The following is a 21,292-nucleotide window of genomic DNA, read 5'->3' on the forward strand; positions in this document are numbered from 1 at the left end:
GTCCGGTGCCGTGCCCGGCAAGGCGGAGGGGCGCCCGTGTACTGGACGTACTCGGGCGCCCCGACAACGCGGCCGGGTGCGGTGCCGGGCGTCGCGGGCCCGGCAAGATCCGAAAGAGACGGCCCAGGCCTTGCGCACGCGATGAAGGGGGGCGCAAGGTCAGTCCGGAGGGACCCGCGGCCGTCGTCAGAAGGCGACGACCGAGCGGAGCACCTCGCCGCGTTCCATCCGGGCGAAAGCGGCTTCGACCCCGTCGAGGGGGATGGTCTCCGAGACGAAGGCGTCCAGGTCGAGCCGGCCCTGCAGGTAGAGGTCGATGAGCAGCGGGAAGTCCCGCTCCGGCAGACAGTCCCCGTACCAGGAGGACTTCAGGGCGCCGCCGCGGCCGAAGACGTCGAGGAGCGGGAGTTCGAGTTTCATCTCCGGGGTCGGCACGCCGACGAGGACCACCGTCCCGGCGAGGTCGCGCGCGTAGAAGGCCTGCTGGTAGGTCTCGGGGCGGCCGACGGCGTCGATCACCACGTCCGCTCCGTTGCCGCCGGTCAGGCCCTGGATCGCCTTGACCACGTCCTCCGTGCGTCCGTTGACGGTGTGAGTGGCCCCGAGACCGCGCGCCCACTCCAGCTTCCGGTCGTCGAGGTCCACCGCGATGATCCGCGAGGCGCCCGCCAGCCGGGCGCCGGCGACGGCCGCATTGCCCACTCCGCCACAGCCGATGACGGCGACGGAGTCGCCCCGCCCGACGTTGCCGGTGTTCAGGGCGGCGCCGAGGCCCGCCATCACCCCGCAGCCGAGGAGGCCGGCTGCGGCCGGCGCGGCGGCCGGGTCCACCTTGGTGCACTGGCCGGCCGCGACCAACGTCTTCTCGGCGAAGGCGCCGATGCCGAGGGCCGGGGAGAGCGGGGTGCCGTCCTCCAGCGTCATTGCCTGGGTGGCGTTGTGGGTGGCGAAGCAGTACCAGGGACGGCCCCGCCTGCAGGCACGGCAGGTCCCGCACACCGCACGCCAGTTGAGGACGACGAAGTCGCCGGGGGCCACGGACGTGACGTCCGGGCCGACCGACTCGACCACTCCCGCGGCCTCGTGGCCGAGCAGGAACGGAAATGCGTCGTTGATGCCGCCCTCCCGGTAGTGCAGATCGGTGTGGCAGACCCCGCAGGCCTGGACCCGCACGAGGGCCTCACCGGGTCCCGGGTCGGGCACGAGGATCGTCGTCGTCTCCACCGGTGCGCCCTTGCTCCGGGCGATGACCCCTCGTACGCGATGCGTCACGTCGTACCCCGCTCTGATCGAATCGGTCTGGATCAACGAACGTACACGGGCGTCGGGCGGTACGGGAGTTGTGTCACGCTCCGGCGCGCGACCCGGCCAGATCCGGCGGTACGGCGGCGCGAAGTGCCGTCCCGAACGCGGCCACCGCCGGGTGGGCGCCGGCTCCACTGCGGAAGGCCAGATTGGTGCGGCGCTCCATGAGCAGACGGGTGAGGCGCACGGCCGGATCGGCGGGGCCCGTGACCCCGAGCTGCGGGACGACGGCCACGCCCTGGCCGGCCGCGACCAGCGCGAGCACGGTGGCGAACTCGTCGACCTGGTGGCGGACCCGCGGCGTGAAACCGGCGGCCTGGCAGGCCCGTACGGTCATGGAATGGCAGAGGGTGCCGGGTGTGGCGGTGATCCACGGCGCTTGCGCATGGACACGCAGGGCCGCGCCCTGGTCGGATCCCCGGGGCGGGTCGGGGGTTTCCCCGACGGGGTCGGCGGCCGCGGCCAGGTACATCGCCTCGCCGTACAGCGGCTCGGTGTCCAGTCCCGGCTCCTGCGCGGCGGGTACGAAGTCGTACTCGTGCACCAGGGCAACGTCCAGGTCGCCGGCCCGCAGGGCGTGCGCCACGGCAGCCGGGTCGGTCTCCGAGACCATCGGCTCCAGCCGCGGGTGGCGCCGGGCGAGGGCGACCAGGGCGGCCGGGACGATGGCCCGGACGGCGGTGGGAAAGGCGCCGATCCGCAGGGCTCCGGCCAGGCCGCCGCGCGCCTCGGCGAGGTCGGCGTCGGCCTGCTCCAGCCGTTCGAGGACCGCCTCGGCGTGCCGGACCAGGTTCTGTCCGGCCGGGGTGAGCCGGACCCGGCGGCCGGTGCGTTCCAGCAGGGGCAGGCCGGCCTCCCGTTCCAGGACGCCGAGCTGCTGGGAGACCGCCGAAGGACTGAAGCTGAGGGCCTCGGCCACGGCGGCGATGGTGCCGCGGCGGGCGAGTTCGCGCAGCAGGCGCAGGCGTCGTACATCGAGCATCGGACCAGCTTACGGATCAAGTAAGAAATGCGAACTGGATTTGATTCTCAGGGCGGGTGAGGCTCTTCACATGACACAGGACATCGCAGCAGCCCTGCCGCTCGACGGGGTCCACGTACCGCTCGTCACCCCCTTCACCCGCACCGGAGGCGTCGCCGCCGAGGCTCTGGAGGCACTGGCCCACGAGGTGCTCGACGCGGGTGCCACCGGGCTCGTCGCACTGGGCACCACCGCTGAGGCGGCCTGCCTCGACGCATCGGAGCGTGACCTCGTCACCGGGGTGTGCGCACGGGTCTGCCGGGAGCGGGGGGCCCTGCTGACCGTCGGCGTCGGGGCCTGCGGCACCCGGGACGCCGAGGCCTCGCTGGCCCGGCTGGAGCGGTGGCCGCAGTTGCGGGCGGCGCTGGTCACCGTGCCGTCGTTCGTACGGCCGTCGGCCGCGGGGGTGCTGGCGCACTTCGAGCGGCTGGCCGAGGTGAGCCCCGTACCGCTGATCGTCTATCACATCCCGTACCGGACCGGTCAGCCGCTGGACGCGACCACGCTGCGGGCGCTCGGGGCCCTCCCCGGGGTCGCCGGGGTGAAGTACGCGACGGGCGCCGTCGACCAGGACGCGGTGGAGCTGCTCGGTGACCTGCCGGCCGGTTTCCAGGTGCTGGCGGGCGACGACGCGTACGTGTCGCCGATGCTGGCGCTGGGCGCGCGGGGCGGAATCCTGGCCTCGGCCCATCTGGCGACGGAGGGGTTCGCGGAGCTCGCCGCGGCCTGGCGGGCGGGCGACGCGGGGCGGGCGCGAGCGCTGGGGCATGCGCTGGCCCAGCTCTCGGCGGCGGCCTTCACCGAACCCAATCCGGCGGTCGTCAAGGGCGTGCTGCACGCGCAGGGGCGCATCCCGACCCCCGACGTCCGGCTCCCCCTGCTCCCGGCCTCGGAGACCGCGGTGACGGCCACGCTGGAGCGGCTGGCGGCACTCACGGAGTCCTCCCCGGGCCTGCCGGCGCGAGAAATCCACACCGGAAAGAGCCGCAATGGGCGATTTGGCACCTAGGGTGCGAGTCGCCCGAATGAGGCACGCAGAGAGTGGACTTGCCCCTATTGACCACGAGGCCGTCGGCCCGTGATGTGAGTCACGCCCTACACGCCAACATCATTTTCCACAAGAGGCCGATTCCCTTTTCCCGGAAAGGGAATCGGCCATTTCGCAGATACACCTTCAAGGTCATTTCCGGGGCGGATAGCGGGATGTCGATCTATCGGTGGAATTCGGGGCTTGTTCCCGCCCGGCGGGCTCACCTACGGTCACCTCACTCCAGGTGGTGAGCTGCCGAATACGGCCCCGCCGCCCGGGTCTCCCGCCCCACACGTGAGGAATTCCGCCATGCCTGCAAAGGGTAAGCACCGTCGGCCGAAGCAGAACCCGATCACCCGGAAGCTGGCCCTCGCCGGCACAGGTGGCGCGGCCCTCACGCTTCCGCTGATCAGCGCGACCACCGCGGGAGCGGTCGGAACCGGCGCGCCGACGGCGGCTGTGACCACGATCAAGGCGGTGTCCGTGCCGACCGCGGTGCCTGCGGTGACGGCGCCGACCGCGGTGACCGCGGTGACTGCGCCGATCGCGACCTATTCCGTGGTCGTCGGTGACAACCTTTCGGAGATCGCGGCGGACCATTCCCTGAACGGCGGCTGGAAGCAGCTCTACGAGGCGAACCGGGCCGTCGTCGGCGACAACCCGTCGCTCATCCATCCCGGTATCACGTTGGCCATCGGCGCCCAGGCGAAGGCCGCCACGGCGGCCGAGCCCGCCGCCAAGCCCGCCGCCAAGTCCGCCGCCAAGTCCGTCGCCAAGTCCGTCGCCAAGAAGGCGACCTCCTACCCGAACAATCTCGACGGGTGGATCCGCGAATCCCTCGACGTCATGGCCAAGCACGGTATTCCCGGCAGCTACAACGGAATTCACCGCAATGTGATGCGTGAGTCCTCCGGCAACCCGAAGGCGATCAACCTCTGGGACATCAACGCCCGGAACGGAATCCCGTCCAAGGGCCTGCTGCAGGTCATCGACCCGACCTTCAAGGCCTACCACGTGCCCGGGACTTCGACGGACTCCTACGACCCGGTCGCCAACATCACCGCGGCCTGCAACTACGCGGCAGCCCGCTACGGCTCGATCGACAACGTCAACGGGGCCTACTAGAACCGGTCCCGGCGACGGGCGGCGCCGACGAGGATGCGCAGGGGCGCCGCCGGGCCGTAGCCGATGTCCCGGCGCAGGGCGGCCACGCCCGCACGTTCCACGGCGGTCAGCTGGTGCGCCATGAGCTCCGTCATGGTCGCTATGACGGGACGCAGCCCGGGTTCGGCGAGGTCGAGAATGCCGTGGGCGGCGTCCAGGGCTCCGCGCGCGCGGCGGCTCTCGGCGGCGAGGAGGGCCCGTGTGGCAGGGGTGTCACGGGCCTGTTCCAGGTCGGCGCGGGTCACCGCGTGCTCGGCGAGCCGGGCGCGGGGAATGCAGAGACGGCCCTCCGCGAGGTCCCCGCAGAGGTCGGCGAGGAAGTCGACGCGCTGGGCGGCGTCGACGAACCGCCGCCAGCCGGCGGCCTGTTCGGGGTCGGGGCCGCCCTGGTACTGCAGTCCGGTGAAGACGAGCACCCCGGGCCACGCGTAGGCGTCGAGGTAGGCCTGGAAGTCCTCCTCGTCGGCGAAGCCGTCGAAGCCGGCCTCGGCGGTGGCGGCGCCCTCGAGGAACCGGGACACCCAGTGCGCGGGGAGGGCGCGGGAGTCCACGGCGTGGGCGTAGGCGCGCAGGAGGGGGTCGGGGCTGTCCCCGGACTTCAGGGCGGCCTCGACCCGGTCGGTCAATGCGGCGAGTCCGGCGGTCCGTTGCCGCGGGGTGCCGGTCTCGGCCACGTCGTCGACCAGGTTCATGAAGGCGAGTCCGGCGGCGAGGCAGGGCACCAGGTGCGGGGCCGCGAGCATCCGCAGCGCGAGGTACGGGGCGGGTTCGCGGCGGAGCACCCGGCGGGCGGCGTGGGTGTAGTCGTCCCGCAGCCGGGGGCCGGATATCCCGGCCGCCGTGAGGGTGGCGCGCCAGCTGGGCATGGTGGTCGTGCTCCTTGTGCTGTTCGGACCGTGGAGATGCACGCGTGCACGCGTGCAGGGGCGTACCGGGGCTGAGATCGTGTACGCGAACACGTACACGCACACGATCTCAGGAGGCGACGACCTTCTTGACCTTGCCGTCGATGCCGGCGAGCACATAGCCGCCGCGGCCGTACTCGTCGCTGAGGTAAGGGCGCATGCACGGGACCTTGTCCATCATCCAGGGCTCGACGATCACGTAGCGCGAGGTCGGGTTCGCGACGCCGAGGTCCTTCTTGGCCTGCTCCAGCAGGCCGGGCAGCGCGTCCCAGTTGACGGTGGCCATGTCGATCAGCGGATCGCCCTTCTCGACGGTGCCGTCGGGGCCCGTGCGCTTGGCCGCGCCGTCGCGGTACTGCCAGGAGTCGACGGTCTCGGCGCCGGGGGCGGTGGGGATGGACGCGAGCACGTAGCCGTCGTAGACCTTCAGGTCCACGAAGGTGGTCGTGCCCGTCTGCTGCTTGAGCGCCTCCAGGGCGGTCCGGACGCTCTCAGGGGTGAGCATGCTCCCCCGGGGCACGTCGGACTTGGGCGTGCTCGCCTGGGCGCCGGGGGTCCGGGCGGAGGCGGTGGCCGGGGTGCCGGGAGTGGCGACGGCGGGGCGGGTGGCGGCCGGGTCCTTCGCGTCGTCGTCGCCGGCGTTTCCGTCGGGCAGCAGCTGGACGATCCCGACGACGCCGGCCGCCAGCACCGCCGTGATCGCGGCGCCGAGCAGGGCCGGGCGCCTGCGCCGGGCGGGCGCCACGGGAAGGGGGGCCGTGGTGGCCGCGTAGGGGGAGGATCCGGGGCCGAACGGTGGCGGGGTGGGCGGTGTGTACGGGCCGTACTGCCCGTACGGAGCAGGGGCCACGGGGGCGGCCGGGACGGGGGTGGCGACCGGGACCGGGGTGGCGGGAGATACGGGGGTGGCGGCCGGGATCGGTGCGGCGGCAGCCACGGGACCGTGTCCAGCCCCGAAACCCGGGCCGAGAGCAGCGCTCGCATCCCGGAGCAGCTGTTCCAGCCGGGCTCCGTCGGGCCGCGCGGCCGGGTCGCGTACGAGCAGCCCTTCCAGTACGGGCCCCAGCGGGCCCGAGCGCACGGGCGCCGGGATCGGCTCGTCGAGCACGGCGACGACCGTGGCCAGGCTGGTGGCCCGGCGCAGTGGATGGACCCCCTCCGCGGCCACGTACAGGAGCATGCCCAGCGACCACAGATCGGAGGCGGCCAGCCCCTCCTCCCCGCGGACGCGTTCAGGCGCGATGTACTCGGGCGAGCCGATCAGCACCCCGGTCGAGGTGAGTGCGGTCGACCCGTGCAGCGCCGCGATGCCGAAGTCGGTGAGCACCGCCGACCCGTCGGGGCGCAGCAGCACGTTGGCCGGTTTCACATCACGGTGGAGGACCCCCTCGGCGTGCGCGGCGCGCAGCGCCGACAGCACGTCGAAGCCGAGCCGCAGCACTTCCGCGGGGGGCATCGGGCCGGACGCCAGCCGGTCGTGCAGGGAACCGCCCCTGACCAGCTCCATGACGATCCACGGGTGCCCGTCCGCGTCGGCCGGCGGTTCGACGATGTGATGGATGGTGACCACGTGGGGGTGGGCGAGACGGGCGAGGGCGCGGGCCTCGCGGACGGCGCGTTCGCGCAGCTGGTCGGTGAGGCCGGGCTGGGCGGCGGCGGTCGCAGGGTCCGGCGGGCGCACCTCCTTGAGGGCGACCTCGCGGTGCAGGGCGATGTCCCGGGCCCGCCACACCGTACCCATACCGCCGCTGCCCAGCGGCGCGACCAGTTCGAAGCGCCCGTCGATCAGCTGTCTGCCGGCCTCACTCGTGTCCATGGCGGGACATCGTAGGCGGCGCCGGTGTCAGCAGCGGAGGCGGTCCACCGTGACGGTGCCCTGGACGGTGGCCACCATGCGGTCGTAGCACCCGCCGGGCGCCTGGGAACCGTACAGGCGGTGGCGGGCGGAGGTGGTGGCGACCGCGTGCCGCTGGTCGCGCGGGACGTTCACGGTGTAGGTGGCGTCGCCCGTGTACCGGTCGTCGAGCCGGGAGGCGTCGACGGTCCGGCCGCCGCGCAGGGTGACGGTGTCCGCGCGGTCGCCGAGCGAGAGGACCGTGCGCAGCCGGTCGCCTGCGCCGAGGGTGGTCTCGCCGTCCATGGTGTAGGTGCGGGCGGTCCGGGTGGTGGCCGGCCCGCGCGTCACGCTCTCCTCGTCGGTCCAGGTGGCGGAGAGCGCGTCGAGGTTCTCTCCGTCGGTCCAGCGGTGGACGGAGGAGTTGTGCACGGCACGGGTGACGGTGGTGGCCACCCGGCCGTGGGAGGTGTTCAGGTACCCCGCCACGGTGAGGCGGCGGCTTCCCTCGGTCTCCAGGCGGTGCTGTCCTCCGGGCGCGGCGGGAGTCCAGCGGGAGTGGCCCGCCGGGTCGCTCTGCTCGTGCCGGGTCAGGGCGCCGGTGACGACCGCCCGGGCCTCGTCCTGCCACAGCAACAGGTTGGCGGGGGTGCTCCAGCCGCTCTGCCCGGCCGGCACCCCGGCCACCGACACCTCGATCCGGTGCGGGCGACCGTCGTTGAGAAGAGCTGCGTAGGGGGTCAGGTCGTACCGGATCGGCTGGACGTCGAAGGCGCGCGGCCCGGGGGTGACGTACCAGAGGAAGGGGTTGGACCAGCCGCCGGTCCAGACGGTGGGGAAGGGCGCGGCGATGCCGGCGAGCTGCCCGTCGACGGAGACACGGACCTCGCGGTAGGGGCCCCCATCCGCCTTGCAGGAGTACGGGGCCGCCTCCGGGGTGGTCATGTACCAGTACTCCTCGCACCCGCCGCCGGACCCCGTGGCGTACACCTCGGCGAGGAGGCGCTCGGTGTTGCGCGGGGTGGTGACCGTCGGGGAGGTGAGCGGCAGGACCCGGTCGGGGGTGTCGGGGGCGGTGGTGTGTCCCTCGGCCGCATGGAACGTCAGTGTCACCTTGACGTCGATGACGCCGGTGTAGGTGTCGTTGACGACGTTGCCGATGAGCATCTCGACGGGCTGCGGGCGGGTGAGGGTGTCGCGGTAACGGGTGACGTCCTTCTCGACGGACCAGGTGATGCCGTCGGGCGAGGGCTGGGGCGTGGAGGTGCGCAGGATCTCCACGCCGCCGAGGGCGAGGTGGCCGAGGCGGTCGTACTGGCGTCCCTTGACCTTGCCGTCGAGGCGGAGCACCACCTTGGCCCAGCCGTCCGTGCCGCAGGCCGCGGGCGGCGTGTAACTCCCGTGGTACGGGGTGAAGTCGCGGAACTGCGCCTCCGCGAGGGTCACCTGACAGGAGCGGGTGCCGGGCCGGGTGACGGGCGGAGCCGCGGTGAGCGGGTCGTGCCAGTCGGTGCCGAACTCGGCGGGCGGCGGCTCGGCCGCAGTCAGGCCGTGCGCGGGTCCCGCGGCGGCCAGGGTGCCTGCGGCCAGCGCGATCGCGTTGAGCAGGCCCGTGATCCTGTGTCGTCTCATGGACCCGCAGTGAAACCGGGCCGGCCAGGCCGGTGCCAGGGCCGGTGCGATGGCCCTGGCCGGTTTCGGACGGCTCGCACGTCAGCGGGGCAGGACGACCACGCCGTCGTCGTCCGCGTGCACGATGTCCCCGGGGCGGAAGGTGATGCCGCCGATGGTGACGGGCTCGTCGACCGCGCCCGCACCGGTCTTGCCGCTCTTGCGGGGGACCGTGCCCAGCGCCTTGATGCCCACATCGAGCCCGCCGAGGGCGACGCTGGCGCGGACCGAGCCGTTGATGATCAGGCCCGCCCAGCCGTTGCGCTCGGCCGCGCCGGCGAGGAGGTCGCCGACCAGGGCCGTGCGCGGCGAGCCGCCGCCGTCCACGACGAGGACGGCTCCCTCACCCGGCGTGTGGACGAGGCCGCGCAGCAGGGCGTTGTCCTCCTGGCACCGGACGGTTCGGACGGGCCCGGCGAAGAGCCGGCGGCCGCCGAACTGCCGGAACCCGATGGCGCAGATGCCCAGGCCTTCGCCGTGCTCGTCGTACAGGTCGGCTGTGGGGACGGGGGTGACGCTCATGTCGGTACCGGTTTCCTCGCTGCTCGTTCACGTACATCGCGTGGTGCGGCCAGCGTAAGGCTCCGGTCTCTCCGGCCGTCTCTCACGCCGGTGGCTCAGGCAGGTGAGGAACGCCGCCGTATGGTGGCCGGACATCGGCTGGAACCTGATGGGCGGCCGGTCGCCGCCGGGCGTCTGCGGGCTCGGTTCGAGGCGCGACGCGTCGGCACGGATCCTGCCGACGCCGGTGAGAGCGGGGCGGCGCACGTTCTCCCGGACCGCGGTGTCGATCCGGACGCGCACGGCGTGCACCCGGCGGGCGGCGGCATCCTCCCGCAGCAGCCGCTCGGCGGTGCCGAGTTGCCGGTGGATGTCCTCATGCGGCTTTCTCCTGGCGGTGCACTCGATCATGCCCTCGGGCACCGGTCGGAGGCGCGGGCCGGACCGGGCGGCGCACAAGGGGCCGGATCCGCGGACCCGTGTCAGTCCCGGGAGTTGCCGAACAGGACGCGGTAGCCGATCAGCAGGACCAGCGAACCCGCGATGGCGGAGCCCCACGTGGCGAGGTCGAAGAACTCGGTCTGGATCGGCTTGTCCAGGAACTTCGCCGAGAGCCAGCCGCCGATGAAGGCTCCGGCGACGCCGATGAGGGTGGTTCCGATCAGGCCACCGGGGTCCCGGCCGGGCAGCAGGACCTTGGCGATACCTCCGGCCAGCAGTCCCAGGACGATCCAGCTGACGATCCCCATGCCCAGTCACTCCGCTTCGGTCGTTCGGTCGTTCTGCCGTTCGGTCGTTCGCCCGCACCGTGGTTCGTACGTTCTCCGGAAAGGACGCGGCCGGAGCCGGAACGGTTCTCCGGGGATCAGGCCGCCACGCGGCCCCCCAGCGGAGCGGCGACGGCGGGCACCGCCTCGCCGGAGTGCGTCCGGGTCAGCAGGAGCACCCCCCGCGCCGCCGCGAAGGCCCCGGCCCCTGCCAACAGCAGCCCCGGCAGGCCGCCCTGGAGTCGTTCGCCGAGGAGCACCATGCCGATGGCGGCCGCGGCCAGCGGGTTGGCCAGGTTCACCACGGCGAGCGGGGCGCCGAGCCCGCCCCGGTAGGCCCGCTGCGACAGCAGCATCCCGCCCACGGCGAACACCACGACGAGCAGGGCCACCGCGACGACCCGGACGCTGAGCAGGGATCCGCCGCGGCCGCCCGCCACGGCCACGGTCTGGGTCAGGGCGGAGGCCGCAGCGGAGGCCAGCCCCGACGCCGTCGCGTGCCGCAGCCCCGAACGCGGGTCCTTGACCGCGGTCAGCAGAAGGATCACGCCGGCCGTCGCCCCGGACACGGCGAACGCCTCGGCCAGTGTGAGGGTGTCGTCGGGGGCCGGCCCGGAGGCCGGGAGCAACAGCAGGCCGAGCCCGGCCACGGTGGCCAGGGTGCCGCGCCACTCGACGGCCGCCACCCGGCGGCCGGCCCGGCGCGCCCCCATCGGGACGGCCGCGACCAGCGTGAGCGCGCCGAGCGGCTGTACGAGGGTGAGCGGCCCGTACCGCAGGGCCGCCGCGTGCAGCAGGGCTGCGGCCCCGTTCAGCCCAGCCGACCACCACCAGGCGCCGTTGCCCAGCAGGGCCTTGGCGCTGCGCGCGACGGCGGCGTGGGCGAGCCGTTCCTGGGCGACGGCGCCGGCCGCGTACGCCACCGCCGAGGCGAGGCAGAGCCCGACCGCGAGGACGGTGTCGTTCATCGCCCGGCCCCTGCGCTCACGGAGGGGCCTTCCTGGCACGGCATCCCGTGTACGGAGGCGTACGGACCGGTGCCCGAGCCGGCGTCCGCGTCCTCAGCCCCAGCCCCAGCCCTATCGATGTCGATGTCGATGTCGGCGCCGGCCTCCGGGTCGCTCACGCGCGGCCGCGGGATCAGTACCAGCGCCACCCCGAGCAGCACGGCGGCCACGAACGCGTCGACCCAGTAGTGGTTGGCCGTGCCGACGATCACGAACAGCGTCAGCAGCGGGTGCAGCAGCCACAGCAGACGCCATCGGGAGGGCGCTGCCCCGGCCGGGGTCGTCGAGGAGGTGGCGGCGATCATGCCGAACGCGAGCATCAGCGCCCAGCCGAAGTGCAGGGAGGGCATGGCGGCGAACTGGTTGGCCAGGGTGTCCGCATCCGGCGCGGCCCGGTAGACCGTGGGTCCGTAGACCTGTCCGGTGTCGACGAGGTGCGCGGCGGTGAGCATCCGCGGGGGCGCGAGCGGGAAGGCCAGGTGCAAGGCGAGGGCGGCTCCGGTGAGCACGGCGAGCACGCGGCGGGTCCACAGGTAGTGGCCGGGGCGGCGGAGGTAGAGCCAGACCAGGAAGAGCGCGGTCGCGGGGAAGTGGACGTACGCGTAGTAGCTGTTCGCGGTGGTCACGAGCGCTTCGCCGTGCAGCAGCCGCTGTACCGCGCCTTCGCCGGGAAGGTGCAGGGCGCGCTCGGTGTCCCAGATCCACGCCGCGTTGCGGAAGGCCTCGTCGGTGCGGCCGGTCGAGAGCAGACGGCCCGCCTTGTAGACCGTGAAGAACCCAGCGACGAGCAGCAGCTCGCGTATGAGGCGACGGCGCGCGGCTCTCGGTCCGGCTGCCGGCCCGGCCGGCCCGGCAGGTGTGGTGTGGGAGGTCATCCCCCGGTCTCTCTTCCTGTTGACGCGCACAGCGACACGCCAGTGTATCGATACATGTGCGTATCGATACGCGGGTGTACCGATACGGTGGCGTTCCGGTACACTTCGTACGGGAACCCGCCGCCCGTACACCCCGAGGAGAGCCGCATTCCATGACGTCGACACCGACGCCGACGCCGACCCCCTCACGCCGCTCCAAGATCACTCCGGAGCGGGAGCAGGAGTTCTACGACGCCGTCCTGGAGCAGCTGCGCGAGCACGGCTACGAGGCCCTGACCATGGAGGGCATCGCCGCCCGGGCCAGCTGCGGCAAGTCGACGCTCTACCGGCAGTGGAAGAACAAGCCGCAGCTCGTCGCCGCCGCCCTGCGGGCGGGCCGGCGGGGCACCCTCGTCGCGGTGGACACGGGGACGCTGGCGGGTGACCTGCGCGAGGCGGCCCGGATCGCGGCCGGCACCTCCGGACGGGACACCCGGCTGATGCAGGCCCTCGGCCACGCCGTACTGAGCGACGAGGAACTCCAGGGCGCCCTGCGCGAGGCGCTGGTCGAGCCGGAACTGGCCGCGTTCGACGTGATGCTCGGACGGGCGGTGGCGCGCGGCGAGATCGCGGCGGACCATCCGGCCGTCGAGTTCCTGCCCGCCCAGCTGATGGGCGTGCTCCGCATCCGGCCGGTACTGGAGGGGCGGGACGCGGACGCCGACTATCTGGTGCGTTTCGTCGACGCGGTCATGCTCCCGTCCCTGGGGCTCGCCCCCCGCCACCCCACCCGGCCCCCGGCCGGGCAGGCTCCCTGAACCGGCGGGCCGCCGTCCCGATGACCTGACGGCGTCCCGCCCGCGCTGCCTCGTGGGGACGGCGGCAGCGCGCCACCCGGACCGGGCGGCGGCCACTCGCTCAGAGGAGTGACCGCCGCCCGGTCTGTGCGGACCCGCGTCGGATCGTCGCGGTAGCCCTCAGCGGGCCCCGCCCATGGTGCGGGCGAACTCCTCCGGGCCGCAGTCGAAGCCGTGCACCCACAGCTCGAACAACCAGGCGCCCGAGGCGTCCCGGGTGAACTCGGCGAAGGTGGCCGCGGTCGCGGAGGGCACCGCGCCGAAGTCGCCCTCGGCGAGGTCGGTGTGTCCCTCGCGGATCCGGAACCCGGTGCCCTCGACCTCCGAGAAGGTCTTGACGGCGCCCGTGCCCGCAGCGCCGTTCTGGATGACGACGCCGACCACCACACGGCTCGACTCCGACGCCATCCGGTGCAGTTCTATGGTCATCACCTCGTCGAAGCCGAAGCCCTGGCCGGTGTGGCTGTCCCGGTTCAGGGTGATGGTCCCGTCGGGCGACCGGCTGCCGAAGTGCACCAGCTGGACGGGCGTCCCGCGGAGGTCCGCGGCGCCGTAGACGGCGGCGACGATGTCGAGGTCGTTCGCGGGCGTGCCGGCCGGACTGGGGTCCCACCGCAGTGCGACCTCCACCTTGGCCAGGCCCTTGCGTACACCGGTCACCGAACTCCCCCTTCGTTTACAGGTATGGCCCGCGCATGATCCCACGCGGCCCCGGCCCATTCCGAACGACCGCACGTTCCCGGCCAGTTCGGTGGGGGCCCCAGCAGCCCCGTGCGGGTCCGCACGCAGCCACACGCACCCGCACGCACCGGCGTGGACCGCGCCGCCCTCGGCTGTTACCAGTCGCCGTCCTGTACGGGTTTGCCCGGCCTTGGGGCGTTTCCGAGCGGCTTGACCTGCCCGGGGGCCGGCTCCGCCCACGGGGTGTGGTCGTCGCCGAGCCACTCCCCCACCGGCTTGACCCCGCCCAGGGCGTCGGACGGCGCGAGGTCGGCGGCGGACTCGTCGTAGTAGTCGAACCAGGGCAGCCCGGCCCGTGTGTAGGCGGCCCGGTCGATCGGCGAGGGCGGGGCGTCCTCCCCGGTGATGCGGCGCCACGCGGGCGGGGTCACCAGGTGGACGAAGACCCGCGCGGCCGGCTCCTCGGCCCAGTCGGACAGCGGGCGGTCGTCCCGGTAGACGTCCTGGTGCATGGAGCCGCCGACGCCGAGCCCCATGGCCGCAGGCGCGGGCGGAGCCGGCCTGCCACCCGGGCGGGCCGAACCGGGAGCACCCGGGACCGGCATCCCGCCCGCGGACGTCGTCATCGGTGCGGGCATCGGGGCGCCGAAGCCGCCGACGGCGCCGGGGGCGGGCGGGCCGCCGTAGGGTCCCGTCCCTCCGCCCGCGCGCGGCAGCGCCTGTCGCGCCCGTTCCGCCCGCCGCCACTCCTCCCGGGCCGGCGCCCCCAGCGGGAAAGCCTGGAGCTGTACGCCTCCGGTGGTCTCCTCCCCGGTGACCTGCCCCTCGACCGTGGCTCCGAGTCCCAGCGGTACGGCGACGAACTGGCGCACCGTCCCGTCCCCGGAGTTGATGCCGTCCGGCCACGGCTGCCGGGGAAGCACCACGTAGTTCTGCGGGGTGCGCGCCAGGCTTCCCGTCCAGCGCTCGCCGGAGACGGCGCACACCTTGCCGACACCCACCTGGAGCGCGGCGGGCTCCCTCGTTCCGCCGAAGCTCAGCCACATCGCCTCGCGCAGGTGGACGGGCAGCATCACCCCGCCTTTCGCCAGCCACTCCGGCGGCACCGTGTCGGGGTGGTCCTCCACCCGCCGCAGCGGGAACTCCCCCAGCCCGGGCGGCAGTGCGTGCGTACCGGACTCGGGCAGGCGAAGAGTCCGGATGAAACGGATCTGCACCCCTTCGCCCAGTAGCAGCGCATTCCCGTCCACGCGTACAGACCCTGTTCCCACGCCCGCCCCTATCTGCCGCCGCGGCCCGGATCGGCCGCAGGATCTGCGGCTGAACCGGATCGTTATCCTCAAGTTTTACTCAAATCTAGTGACGCTGTGCCTGCGCGCTTCCTAGCTTCCTCGTACACACGTCTTGACGTCATCTCCATTTCCGCGGTTCCACGCGCCCCGGCGACCCCGGTGGCGCACCCCGCGGTTCCCCAGGAAAGAGTGCAGCATGAAGGTTCCCCAGGCCGGTGCGGTCGCCGCAGTGATCGCCCTCGCCCTGACCGCCTCCGGGTGCGGTGGCAGCGACGACCAGGGAACCCTCTCGATCGGCATCAAGTTCGACCAGCCGGGCATCGGCATGCGGGAGACGGACGGCACCTTCACCGGCTTCGACGTGGACGTCGCCACCTACGTGGCAAAGGAGCTCGGCTACAAGCCGGAGCGGATCGAGTTCAAGCAGGTCTACAGCAACGACCGCGAGCTGCTGCTCCAGTACAACGAGGTCAAGTTCGTCGTCGCCAGCTACTCGATCAACGAGAAGCGCAAGGAGAAGGTCGACTTCGCCGGCCCGTACTTCGTCGCGCACCAGGACCTGCTGACCCGTGCCGGCGACACCTCCATCAACAAGGCCGAGGACCTCAACTCGAAGACGATGTGCTCGGTGACCGGCTCCACCTCGGCCGAGAACCTGAAGAAGAACCTCGCCCCCAAGGCGGGCCTGCTGGAGCAGAGCGGCTACTCGGATTGCCTCGTTGCCCTTCAGGAGGGCCGCGTCGACGCCATGACCACGGACAATTCCATCCTGGCCGGGTACGCCGCCCGGAAGGGCAACGTGGGCAAGTTCAAGCTCACGGGCCAAAACCTCAGCAACGAGAACTACGGCATCGGCATCAAGAAGGGCGACAAGGAACTCCAGCGCAAGATCAACGACGCGCTGAAGAAGATGGTCGCCGACGGCTCCTGGGAATCGGCCGTCAAGAAGAACTTCGGGGAGAACTACAAGTACGAGCCGGCGCCGCAGATCATAGCCACCAGCTGACGATCTCCGCGATCACCGGCTCGCCCGAGCGCGGACCGGTGACGATGTGGCCGTGACCCCCGCCCCGGGGTCACGGCCACGTGCGCGTTCCCGCTCGACGGCTCGCCGGACGAGCGGGTCGGAAGCTCGTTCGGAAGCTCGGCGGGGCCGCGGCGGGTCAGACCACCGGGGCCTTGCTCCGCAGCACGGTCAGGAACTCCCTCATCCAGCGTGAGTGGTCGGGCCAGGCCCTGGCCGAGACCAGCGTGCCGTCGACCACCGTCTCGGAGTCCTCGAAGTCGGCCCCGGCCGCCTTCATGTCCAGTTCCAGCGCCGGATACGCGGTCACCCGGCGGCCGGTCAGGCCGCCGGCCGCGGCGGTGATGAGCGGGCCGTGGCAGATCTGGGCGATCGGCTTGTCGGAGTCCGCGAAGGCCGCCAGGATCCGGCGCACTTCGGGATCGTTGCGCAGGTACTCCGGCGCACGGCCGCCCGGGACGACCAGGGCCGCGTAGTCCTCCGTGACCACGTCCACGAAGGCCAGGTCGGCCGGCCAGGTGTAACCGGGCTTCTCGGTGTAGGTGTCGAAGCCGTCCTCGAAGTCGTGCACCACGAACCGCAGCTTCTTCACCTGCGGCGCCGCGATGTGGACCTCGTACCCCTCCTCGCGCAGCCGCTGGTACGGATACAGGACCTCCAGCGATTCGGCCGCGTCGCCGGTCACGATGAGGATCTTCACTGCCATGGGCTGCTCCAGAGGGGAAGTTCACGGTCGCTCCGGCCGCGCCGGGGCCACCGCTAACCCTGCCCGTGAGGGGCCGGCGGCACACACGGAGGTCACGGGGTCACCCACCAGGCTCCGCACGCCGGACACATGGTTTTTGCCTGTTGGGCACATGACAATGTAAACCTCGCCCTGCCACTGACACCCCGCCAATTCCCCGGGCGGGGACGGTGCGTACGAGAGGTACCCCCCACCCGATGAGAATCTCGCGCCTGACCCCCTGGGCGGCCGGCCTCGCCGTAGCCGCCCTGTTCGCCGTACCGGCGGCCGCCTCCGCCGGCCAGCAGCGGACGGCGGCCCCACAGACCGCGGCGGCCGCGGACGCCACCGCATACTCCTACGACGCGTACTACGCGACCGCCGAGGGCAAGACCGGGGCCGCGCTCAAGACCGCCCTGCACCACATCATCAAGAACCAGTCCAAGGTGACCTACGACGGCGTGTGGAACGCCCTGAAGGTGACCGACCAGGACCCGGCGAACCCGGGCAACGTCATCCTGCTCTACTCCGGCCGCTCCCAGTCCAAGAACACGAACGGCGGCGGGGTCAACGACTGGAACCGCGAGCACGTCTGGGCCAAGAGCCACGGCGAGTTCGGCACGTCCACCGGCCCCGGCACCGACCTGCACCACCTGCGCCCCGAGGACGTCACCGTCAACAGCACCCGGGGCAACAAGGACTTCGACACGGGCGGCAGCCCCGTCGGCGAGGCGCCCGGCAGCCTGACCGACGGCGACTCCTTCGAGCCGCGCGACGCGGTCAAGGGCGACGTGGCACGGATGCTGCTCTACATGGCCGTCCGGTACGAAGGCGGTGACGGCTTCGCGAACCTGGAGATGAACGACAAGGTCAACAACGGCTCCACCCCGGCCCACGGCAGGATCAGCGTCCTGAAGCAGTGGAACCAGATGGACCCGCCGGACGCCTTCGAGCAGCGCCGCAACCAGGTCATATTCGAGACCTACCAGCACAACCGCAACCCGTTCATCGACCACCCGGAGTGGGTCAACTCCATCTGGTGACCGTCTGCGGCATCCGCGGCGCCCGCGTTCTGGGGTTGGACCGCCTCAGGCCGGGTATTCGCAGGCCAGAGGCTGCAGTCCGCGTCCGACGGCGGCAGCCGACGGAGGTACGCCGTGATGGACGGAGCAGGCCTCTCCGATCGCGAGCAGCGCGCGCTGTCCGCGATCGAGGCCCAACTCAAGGGTGACCGTTCTTTCGACCGGATCCTGCGGTCCGCGCACCGGCCTCACCGCACCGTGGCGGCCTGTCTGCTCGGTGCGGTGACGGTGGCGCTGTTCGTCGCGGCCTCCGTCACCGTGTCCCAGCCCCTGCTCTGGGGCTTCGCCGCCGTCTGGACACTGACGGTGGTCACGGCGCTGCCGCTGGTCGGCCGATGGGTCCGGCGCCGCTGGCAGGGCCGCGACCGCACCGGGCGGCCGTAGTACGCCGGTACGCCGGGCGCGTGACCCGACCGGCCCGGGGCGGACCGTATCGCTGCCCGCATGACGGTCGCCGGTCGGCGGCCGTCAGAGGCGGTCGGCGAGGGCCTGGAACTGGGACCAGGGCAGCTGGGGCGTGCGGGCGTCCCAGACCTTCTGGGAGAGGGCGGCCAGCGGCAGCCGGATACCCGCCGCCACCTGGGCCTGGGTCTGGGCTCCGGCCAGGTCGCTCCAGACGGCGAGGCGCCCGCCCAGTATCTGCTTCCCGTACTCGGCCGGGACCGCGGTCGTGCCGCGCAGGACCAGCGGGGTCCACTGCTCGTAGATCCGTCGGCCGGTGGGGTAGGTGAACTGGTTCGGCTCGCCGAGGACGTAGTACAGGTACTCGTCGTTGAGATTCACAAGGTTGCGGCCCTCACGCAGGTACTCCAGCGGCGGGCGGGCCCCTATCTCCTTGCCCGTCCAGTACTCGACCTGGATGTCCTTGGCGGCGCTCGTCACCCCACCCGCGAAGAAGCCGTCGTTCCACGCCTTGAGCGCCTTGCCCGACGGCCTCACCACGTCGGCGCGGTCGTTCAGCCAGCCCGTCGCCAGGTCCTGCACCCGCGCCGAGGGCCCGTACCGCTGCTGCGCCGCGCGCGCCAGCTGGGGGAAGGAGGCCTGCGGGTCGCGGACCACCAGCGCCTGGTACTCGTCGGCGCCCAGGTGCCAGAACCCGGCGGGGAACAACGGCCGGTACTCACGCAGCAGCTCGTCGATCAGCTTGGCCGACGCCGGGTTCGATATGTCCACGGCGCCCTTCACCGCCCTGCCCTGCACGTCGCGCAGCTGCAGTTGCGGGTGGGCCCGCAGGACGGCACCGAGGTGGCCGGGCGAGTCGATCTCCGGGACGACCGCTATGTGCAGGCGGGCGGCGAGCGCGGTGATCTCGCGTACCTGCGCCTTGGTGAGGTGCGGGGTGGAGACGATCTCGGGGTGGCTGTCGGACTCGATCCGGAAGGCCTGGTCGTCGGAGAAGTGCAGGCCGAGCTGGTTGAGCTTCAGGTCGGCCATCTCCCGCAGCCGGTCCTCGATCCAGTCGGGGGTGAAGTGCTTGCGCGCGATGTCGAGGTTGAGGCCGCGCTGTGGCTTGGCGGGGCCGTCGCGGACGGTGCCCTCGGGGGCCGAACCGGCGCCCTGCACGGCCTGCTTGAGGGTGCGGGTGCCGTAGAAGACCCCGGCCTCGTCGGGGCCGTTGATCCGGACCCGGCCGTCCTTGACGGCCATGGTGTACGACTCGGGCGGGCCCGCGCCCCCGGCGTCCAGGGACAGCTCCACGTCGCCGGCGCGCGGCGCCGCCGACTCGCCGTATCCCATGCGCAGTTCACCGGCGAGCATCCTGGCCTCGTCGGCCAGTGCGGCCGTGTCGCCCTGCGCGACGACCACGCGGCCGCTCGGGGCCGGCTTCCAGCCGGGGCCGCGGGCGGGTATGTGCTCCCGTACGGCCGGGATGGTGCGCGGGGCGGTGGAGAGCGCGTAGGACGGCGTCGGTGAGGGGGTGGGCGTCGGGGCGGCCCCCTCCGGGAGGGCCTGGTCGGCCGAGCCGGCCGCCGTGGTGGCGGAGCCCGGCGCGGCGGGGCGCGGACCGTCGGAGGCGGCCGTGCAGCCCGGGACGGCAAGGGTGACCAGCGCGGCGACCGTGGCCGTCGCGATGACGTGGACCCTCATGTGCCGCCTCGGATTCCGCATCATGCACCAGTGTCCCCCGTACCAACGTGGCACGGGGGACACGGGCGCGCGACCCGGGGCGGGCGGCGGCGGTGGTTCAGTGGTGGACGGCGACACCCGCGGACATGCCGGACATCTCGGGCGCCCCGGGCGCCCCGACCGCCACGACGGCGCCGTGGTCGGCAGGGCGCCCCACCGTACGGCGTTCCAGCGCGCCGGAGACGAGGGCCAGCACGAGGGCGGAGGCGGCCAGGGCCGCGCCGACCCAGTTGGGGGCGGTCCAGCCGAGGCCGGCGGCGATCACCAGTCCGCCGAGCCAGGCGGCGAGGGCGTTGCCGAGGTTGAAGGCTCCGATGTTGACGGCGGAGGCCAGGGTGGGCGCCCCGGCGGCCTGGTCGAGGACCCGCTTCTGCAGCGGCGGCACGGTCGCGAAGCCGAGGGCGCCGATGAGGACGACGGTGATGGCGGCTCCGGCCTTGGTGTGGGCGCTGAGCGTGAAGATGGCCAGCGTGACGGCGAGTGCGCCGAGCGACACGTACAGCATCGGCATCAGCGCGCGGTCGGCGTACCGGCCGCCGATGAGGTTGCCGGCGACCATGCCCAGGCCGAAGAGGACGAGGAGCCAGGTGACGGAGGAGTCGGCGAAGCCGGCCACGTTGGTCATCATCGGGGTGATGTAGGTGATCGCGGCGAAGACGCCGCCGAATCCGAGGACGGTCATCGCCATCGCGAGCAGCACCTGGACGTTGCGGAAGGCGGCGAGCTCGCGGCGGATCCGTACGCCGCCCTCGGGCCGGGGCAGCTCCGGTACCAGCCGGGCGATGCCGAGCAGACCGGCGACACCGAGCCCGGCGACGATCAGGAAGGTGACACGCCAGCCGAGGGTCTGTCCGACGAGGGTGCCGAGCGGGACGCCGACCACGTTGGCCACCGTCAGGCCCGTGAACATCATGGCGATCGCTCCGGCCTTCTTGTCGGGGGCGACGAGTCCGGCGGCGACGACGGCGCCGATGCCGAAGAAGGCGCCGTGGGCGAGCGAGGCGACGACACGGCCGGCGAACATGACGCCGAACGTGGGCGCGAGCGCGGAGAGGACGTTGCCCGCGATGAAGAGGCCCATGAGCAGCATCAGCATGCGCTTGCGGGGGATGCGGGTGCCGAGGACGGTCATGACCGGCGCGCCGAGGACGACGCCGAGGGCGTATCCGGTCACCAGGAAGCCCGCGGTGGGGATCGAGACCCCGTAGGTGCCGGCGACCTCGGGGAGCAGGCCCATGATCACGAACTCGGTGGTGCCGATCCCGAAGGCCCCGACGGCGAGGGCGAGCAGTGCGAGAGGCATGGGGGAGGTGCCCTTCAGGGGAGGTGGTGTCCGGGGTGCACAGCGGACATACATGCGGTCGCTGCTTACGAGCGTCCACATTAATTGCAGACGCGGGATGCTTGCAAACGCGGGCTATTGCACGTGTGATCTATCCTGGGGTC

Annotated in this window: 21 protein-coding genes; 6 read left to right on the forward strand and 15 right to left on the reverse strand. The window is 72.5% G+C overall.

Annotated features, from left to right (window positions below; translation table 11 throughout):
* Positions 1 to 186: 186 nt before the first annotated feature.
* Together ACWGIF_RS31915 and ACWGIF_RS31920 are read right to left on the reverse strand one after the other, a co-directional pair.
* Complete coding sequence (locus ACWGIF_RS31915) at positions 187 to 1,272, reverse strand: S-(hydroxymethyl)mycothiol dehydrogenase (protein ID WP_453502696.1); 1,086 nt, start codon at positions 1,270 to 1,272, stop codon at positions 187 to 189.
* A 73-nt stretch (positions 1,273 to 1,345) separates the two neighbouring features.
* Positions 1,346 to 2,287: a LysR substrate-binding domain-containing protein gene (locus ACWGIF_RS31920; RefSeq protein ID WP_453502697.1), complete on the reverse strand. Its 942-nt coding sequence runs from the start codon at positions 2,285 to 2,287 to the stop codon at positions 1,346 to 1,348.
* Between the two features lie 70 nt (positions 2,288 to 2,357).
* On the opposite strand from ACWGIF_RS31920, the gene ACWGIF_RS31925 reads away from it, so the two are divergent.
* Positions 2,358 to 3,335: a dihydrodipicolinate synthase family protein gene (locus tag ACWGIF_RS31925; RefSeq protein ID WP_453502698.1), complete on the forward strand. Its 978-nt coding sequence runs from the start codon at positions 2,358 to 2,360 to the stop codon at positions 3,333 to 3,335.
* Positions 3,336 to 3,665: 330 nt separating this feature from the next.
* Entirely contained in the window at positions 3,666 to 4,481 is an 816-nt protein-coding gene (locus ACWGIF_RS31930; RefSeq protein WP_453502699.1) for a transglycosylase SLT domain-containing protein, read from the forward strand.
* On the opposite strand, the gene ACWGIF_RS31935 is transcribed toward ACWGIF_RS31930, so the two are convergent.
* The 8 genes from ACWGIF_RS31935 to ACWGIF_RS31970 all read right to left on the reverse strand — a co-directional run bounded on the left by ACWGIF_RS31935 (position 4,478) and on the right by ACWGIF_RS31970 (position 12,080).
* The gene (locus ACWGIF_RS31935) at positions 4,478 to 5,386 is read right to left on the reverse strand and encodes a phytoene/squalene synthase family protein (protein ID WP_453502700.1); all 909 of its coding nucleotides are present in this window, start codon (positions 5,384 to 5,386) and stop codon (positions 4,478 to 4,480) included. The two genes, ACWGIF_RS31930 and ACWGIF_RS31935, sit on opposite strands and share 4 nt — an antisense overlap.
* Before the next feature lie 109 nt (positions 5,387 to 5,495).
* Positions 5,496 to 7,241: a serine/threonine-protein kinase gene (locus ACWGIF_RS31940; protein ID WP_453502701.1), complete on the reverse strand. Its 1,746-nt coding sequence runs from the start codon at positions 7,239 to 7,241 to the stop codon at positions 5,496 to 5,498.
* A gap of 27 nt (positions 7,242 to 7,268) precedes the next feature.
* Positions 7,269 to 8,891: a peptide-N4-asparagine amidase gene (locus ACWGIF_RS31945; protein ID WP_453502702.1), complete on the reverse strand. Its 1,623-nt coding sequence runs from the start codon at positions 8,889 to 8,891 to the stop codon at positions 7,269 to 7,271.
* Positions 8,892 to 8,972: 81 nt separating this feature from the next.
* Positions 8,973 to 9,452: a ribonuclease E activity regulator RraA gene (rraA, locus tag ACWGIF_RS31950; RefSeq protein WP_453502704.1), complete on the reverse strand. Its 480-nt coding sequence runs from the start codon at positions 9,450 to 9,452 to the stop codon at positions 8,973 to 8,975.
* 27 nt (positions 9,453 to 9,479) lie between these two features.
* Positions 9,480 to 9,842 carry a hypothetical protein gene (locus tag ACWGIF_RS31955; RefSeq protein WP_453502705.1) on the reverse strand — a complete coding sequence of 121 codons (363 nt, stop codon included), beginning with the start codon at positions 9,840 to 9,842 and terminating at the stop codon, positions 9,480 to 9,482.
* Positions 9,843 to 9,913: 71 nt separating this feature from the next.
* A complete protein-coding gene (locus ACWGIF_RS31960) occupies positions 9,914 to 10,180 on the reverse strand; it encodes a GlsB/YeaQ/YmgE family stress response membrane protein (protein WP_453502707.1) in 267 nt (88 codons plus the stop codon).
* 116 nt (positions 10,181 to 10,296) lie between these two features.
* Positions 10,297 to 11,166 carry a hypothetical protein gene (locus ACWGIF_RS31965; RefSeq protein ID WP_453502709.1) on the reverse strand — a complete coding sequence of 290 codons (870 nt, stop codon included), beginning with the start codon at positions 11,164 to 11,166 and terminating at the stop codon, positions 10,297 to 10,299.
* Positions 11,163 to 12,080 carry a phosphatase PAP2 family protein gene (locus tag ACWGIF_RS31970; protein ID WP_453502711.1) on the reverse strand — a complete coding sequence of 306 codons (918 nt, stop codon included), beginning with the start codon at positions 12,078 to 12,080 and terminating at the stop codon, positions 11,163 to 11,165. The genes ACWGIF_RS31965 and ACWGIF_RS31970 overlap by 4 nt, the downstream gene beginning before the upstream one ends.
* 152 nt (positions 12,081 to 12,232) lie before the next feature.
* Here ACWGIF_RS31970 and ACWGIF_RS31975 point away from each other — a divergent pair, with 152 nt between their 5' ends.
* Positions 12,233 to 12,877 carry a TetR/AcrR family transcriptional regulator gene (locus tag ACWGIF_RS31975; RefSeq protein ID WP_453502713.1) on the forward strand — a complete coding sequence of 215 codons (645 nt, stop codon included), beginning with the start codon at positions 12,233 to 12,235 and terminating at the stop codon, positions 12,875 to 12,877.
* A gap of 159 nt (positions 12,878 to 13,036) precedes the next feature.
* Here ACWGIF_RS31975 and ACWGIF_RS31980 read toward each other — a convergent pair whose 3' ends face one another.
* Entirely contained in the window at positions 13,037 to 13,576 is a 540-nt protein-coding gene (locus tag ACWGIF_RS31980; protein ID WP_453502714.1) for a TerD family protein, read from the reverse strand.
* A 176-nt stretch (positions 13,577 to 13,752) separates the two neighbouring features.
* Positions 13,753 to 14,868 carry a hypothetical protein gene (locus ACWGIF_RS31985; protein ID WP_453502716.1) on the reverse strand — a complete coding sequence of 372 codons (1,116 nt, stop codon included), beginning with the start codon at positions 14,866 to 14,868 and terminating at the stop codon, positions 13,753 to 13,755.
* Positions 14,869 to 15,085: 217 nt separating this feature from the next.
* Between ACWGIF_RS31985 and ACWGIF_RS31990 the strand changes: the two genes are divergently transcribed.
* The gene (locus ACWGIF_RS31990) at positions 15,086 to 15,895 is read left to right on the forward strand and encodes a glutamate ABC transporter substrate-binding protein (RefSeq protein ID WP_453502717.1); all 810 of its coding nucleotides are present in this window, start codon (positions 15,086 to 15,088) and stop codon (positions 15,893 to 15,895) included.
* 157 nt (positions 15,896 to 16,052) lie between these two features.
* Here the strand turns inward: ACWGIF_RS31990 and ACWGIF_RS31995 are convergent, their stop codons facing one another.
* On the reverse strand, positions 16,053 to 16,619 hold the full coding sequence (locus ACWGIF_RS31995; protein ID WP_453502719.1) for a DJ-1/PfpI family protein: 567 nt from the start codon (positions 16,617 to 16,619) through the stop codon (positions 16,053 to 16,055).
* A gap of 236 nt (positions 16,620 to 16,855) precedes the next feature.
* Between ACWGIF_RS31995 and ACWGIF_RS32000 the strand changes: the two genes are divergently transcribed.
* Both ACWGIF_RS32000 and ACWGIF_RS32005 read left to right on the forward strand, forming a co-directional pair.
* Positions 16,856 to 17,680, forward strand: coding sequence for an endonuclease I family protein (locus tag ACWGIF_RS32000; RefSeq protein WP_453502720.1), 825 nt, complete (start codon positions 16,856 to 16,858; stop codon positions 17,678 to 17,680).
* 117 nt (positions 17,681 to 17,797) lie between these two features.
* On the forward strand, positions 17,798 to 18,103 hold the full coding sequence (locus ACWGIF_RS32005) for a DUF3040 domain-containing protein (RefSeq protein ID WP_453502721.1): 306 nt from the start codon (positions 17,798 to 17,800) through the stop codon (positions 18,101 to 18,103).
* Positions 18,104 to 18,187: 84 nt separating this feature from the next.
* On the opposite strand, the gene ACWGIF_RS32010 is transcribed toward ACWGIF_RS32005, so the two are convergent.
* Both ACWGIF_RS32010 and ACWGIF_RS32015 read right to left on the reverse strand, forming a co-directional pair.
* Positions 18,188 to 19,807 (reverse strand): beta-N-acetylhexosaminidase, encoded by a 1,620-nt coding sequence (locus tag ACWGIF_RS32010; RefSeq protein WP_453502722.1) that lies wholly within the window; start codon positions 19,805 to 19,807, stop codon positions 18,188 to 18,190.
* Between the two features lie 97 nt (positions 19,808 to 19,904).
* Positions 19,905 to 21,149 (reverse strand): MFS transporter, encoded by a 1,245-nt coding sequence (locus tag ACWGIF_RS32015; protein ID WP_453502724.1) that lies wholly within the window; start codon positions 21,147 to 21,149, stop codon positions 19,905 to 19,907.
* Positions 21,150 to 21,292 lie beyond the last annotated feature (143 nt).

The sequence above is a fragment of the Streptomyces sp. NPDC054849 genome (assembly GCF_053610945.1).

Excerpts from the sequence above, each read along its gene's own strand:
- ACWGIF_RS31920 (WP_453502697.1), bottom strand. The coding sequence starts at position 2,287 with ATGCTCGATGTACGACGCCTGCGCCTGCTGCGCGAACTCGCCCGCCGC.
- ACWGIF_RS31925 (WP_453502698.1), top strand. The coding sequence starts at position 2,358 with ATGACACAGGACATCGCAGCAGCCCTGCCGCTCGACGGGGTCCACGTA.
- ACWGIF_RS31930 (WP_453502699.1), top strand. The coding sequence starts at position 3,666 with ATGCCTGCAAAGGGTAAGCACCGTCGGCCGAAGCAGAACCCGATCACC.
- ACWGIF_RS31935 (WP_453502700.1), bottom strand. The coding sequence starts at position 5,386 with ATGCCCAGCTGGCGCGCCACCCTCACGGCGGCCGGGATATCCGGCCCC.
- ACWGIF_RS31940 (WP_453502701.1), bottom strand. The coding sequence starts at position 7,241 with ATGGACACGAGTGAGGCCGGCAGACAGCTGATCGACGGGCGCTTCGAA.
- ACWGIF_RS31945 (WP_453502702.1), bottom strand. The coding sequence starts at position 8,891 with ATGAGACGACACAGGATCACGGGCCTGCTCAACGCGATCGCGCTGGCC.
- rraA (WP_453502704.1), bottom strand. The coding sequence starts at position 9,452 with ATGAGCGTCACCCCCGTCCCCACAGCCGACCTGTACGACGAGCACGGC.
- ACWGIF_RS31955 (WP_453502705.1), bottom strand. The coding sequence starts at position 9,842 with ATGATCGAGTGCACCGCCAGGAGAAAGCCGCATGAGGACATCCACCGG.
- ACWGIF_RS31960 (WP_453502707.1), bottom strand. The coding sequence starts at position 10,180 with ATGGGGATCGTCAGCTGGATCGTCCTGGGACTGCTGGCCGGAGGTATC.
- ACWGIF_RS31965 (WP_453502709.1), bottom strand. The coding sequence starts at position 11,166 with ATGAACGACACCGTCCTCGCGGTCGGGCTCTGCCTCGCCTCGGCGGTG.
- ACWGIF_RS31970 (WP_453502711.1), bottom strand. The coding sequence starts at position 12,080 with ATGACCTCCCACACCACACCTGCCGGGCCGGCCGGGCCGGCAGCCGGA.
- ACWGIF_RS31975 (WP_453502713.1), top strand. The coding sequence starts at position 12,233 with ATGACGTCGACACCGACGCCGACGCCGACCCCCTCACGCCGCTCCAAG.
- ACWGIF_RS31990 (WP_453502717.1), top strand. The coding sequence starts at position 15,086 with ATGAAGGTTCCCCAGGCCGGTGCGGTCGCCGCAGTGATCGCCCTCGCC.
- ACWGIF_RS31995 (WP_453502719.1), bottom strand. The coding sequence starts at position 16,619 with ATGGCAGTGAAGATCCTCATCGTGACCGGCGACGCGGCCGAATCGCTG.
- ACWGIF_RS32000 (WP_453502720.1), top strand. The coding sequence starts at position 16,856 with ATGAGAATCTCGCGCCTGACCCCCTGGGCGGCCGGCCTCGCCGTAGCC.
- ACWGIF_RS32005 (WP_453502721.1), top strand. The coding sequence starts at position 17,798 with ATGGACGGAGCAGGCCTCTCCGATCGCGAGCAGCGCGCGCTGTCCGCG.
- ACWGIF_RS32010 (WP_453502722.1), bottom strand. The coding sequence starts at position 19,807 with ATGAGGGTCCACGTCATCGCGACGGCCACGGTCGCCGCGCTGGTCACC.
- ACWGIF_RS32015 (WP_453502724.1), bottom strand. The coding sequence starts at position 21,149 with ATGCCTCTCGCACTGCTCGCCCTCGCCGTCGGGGCCTTCGGGATCGGC.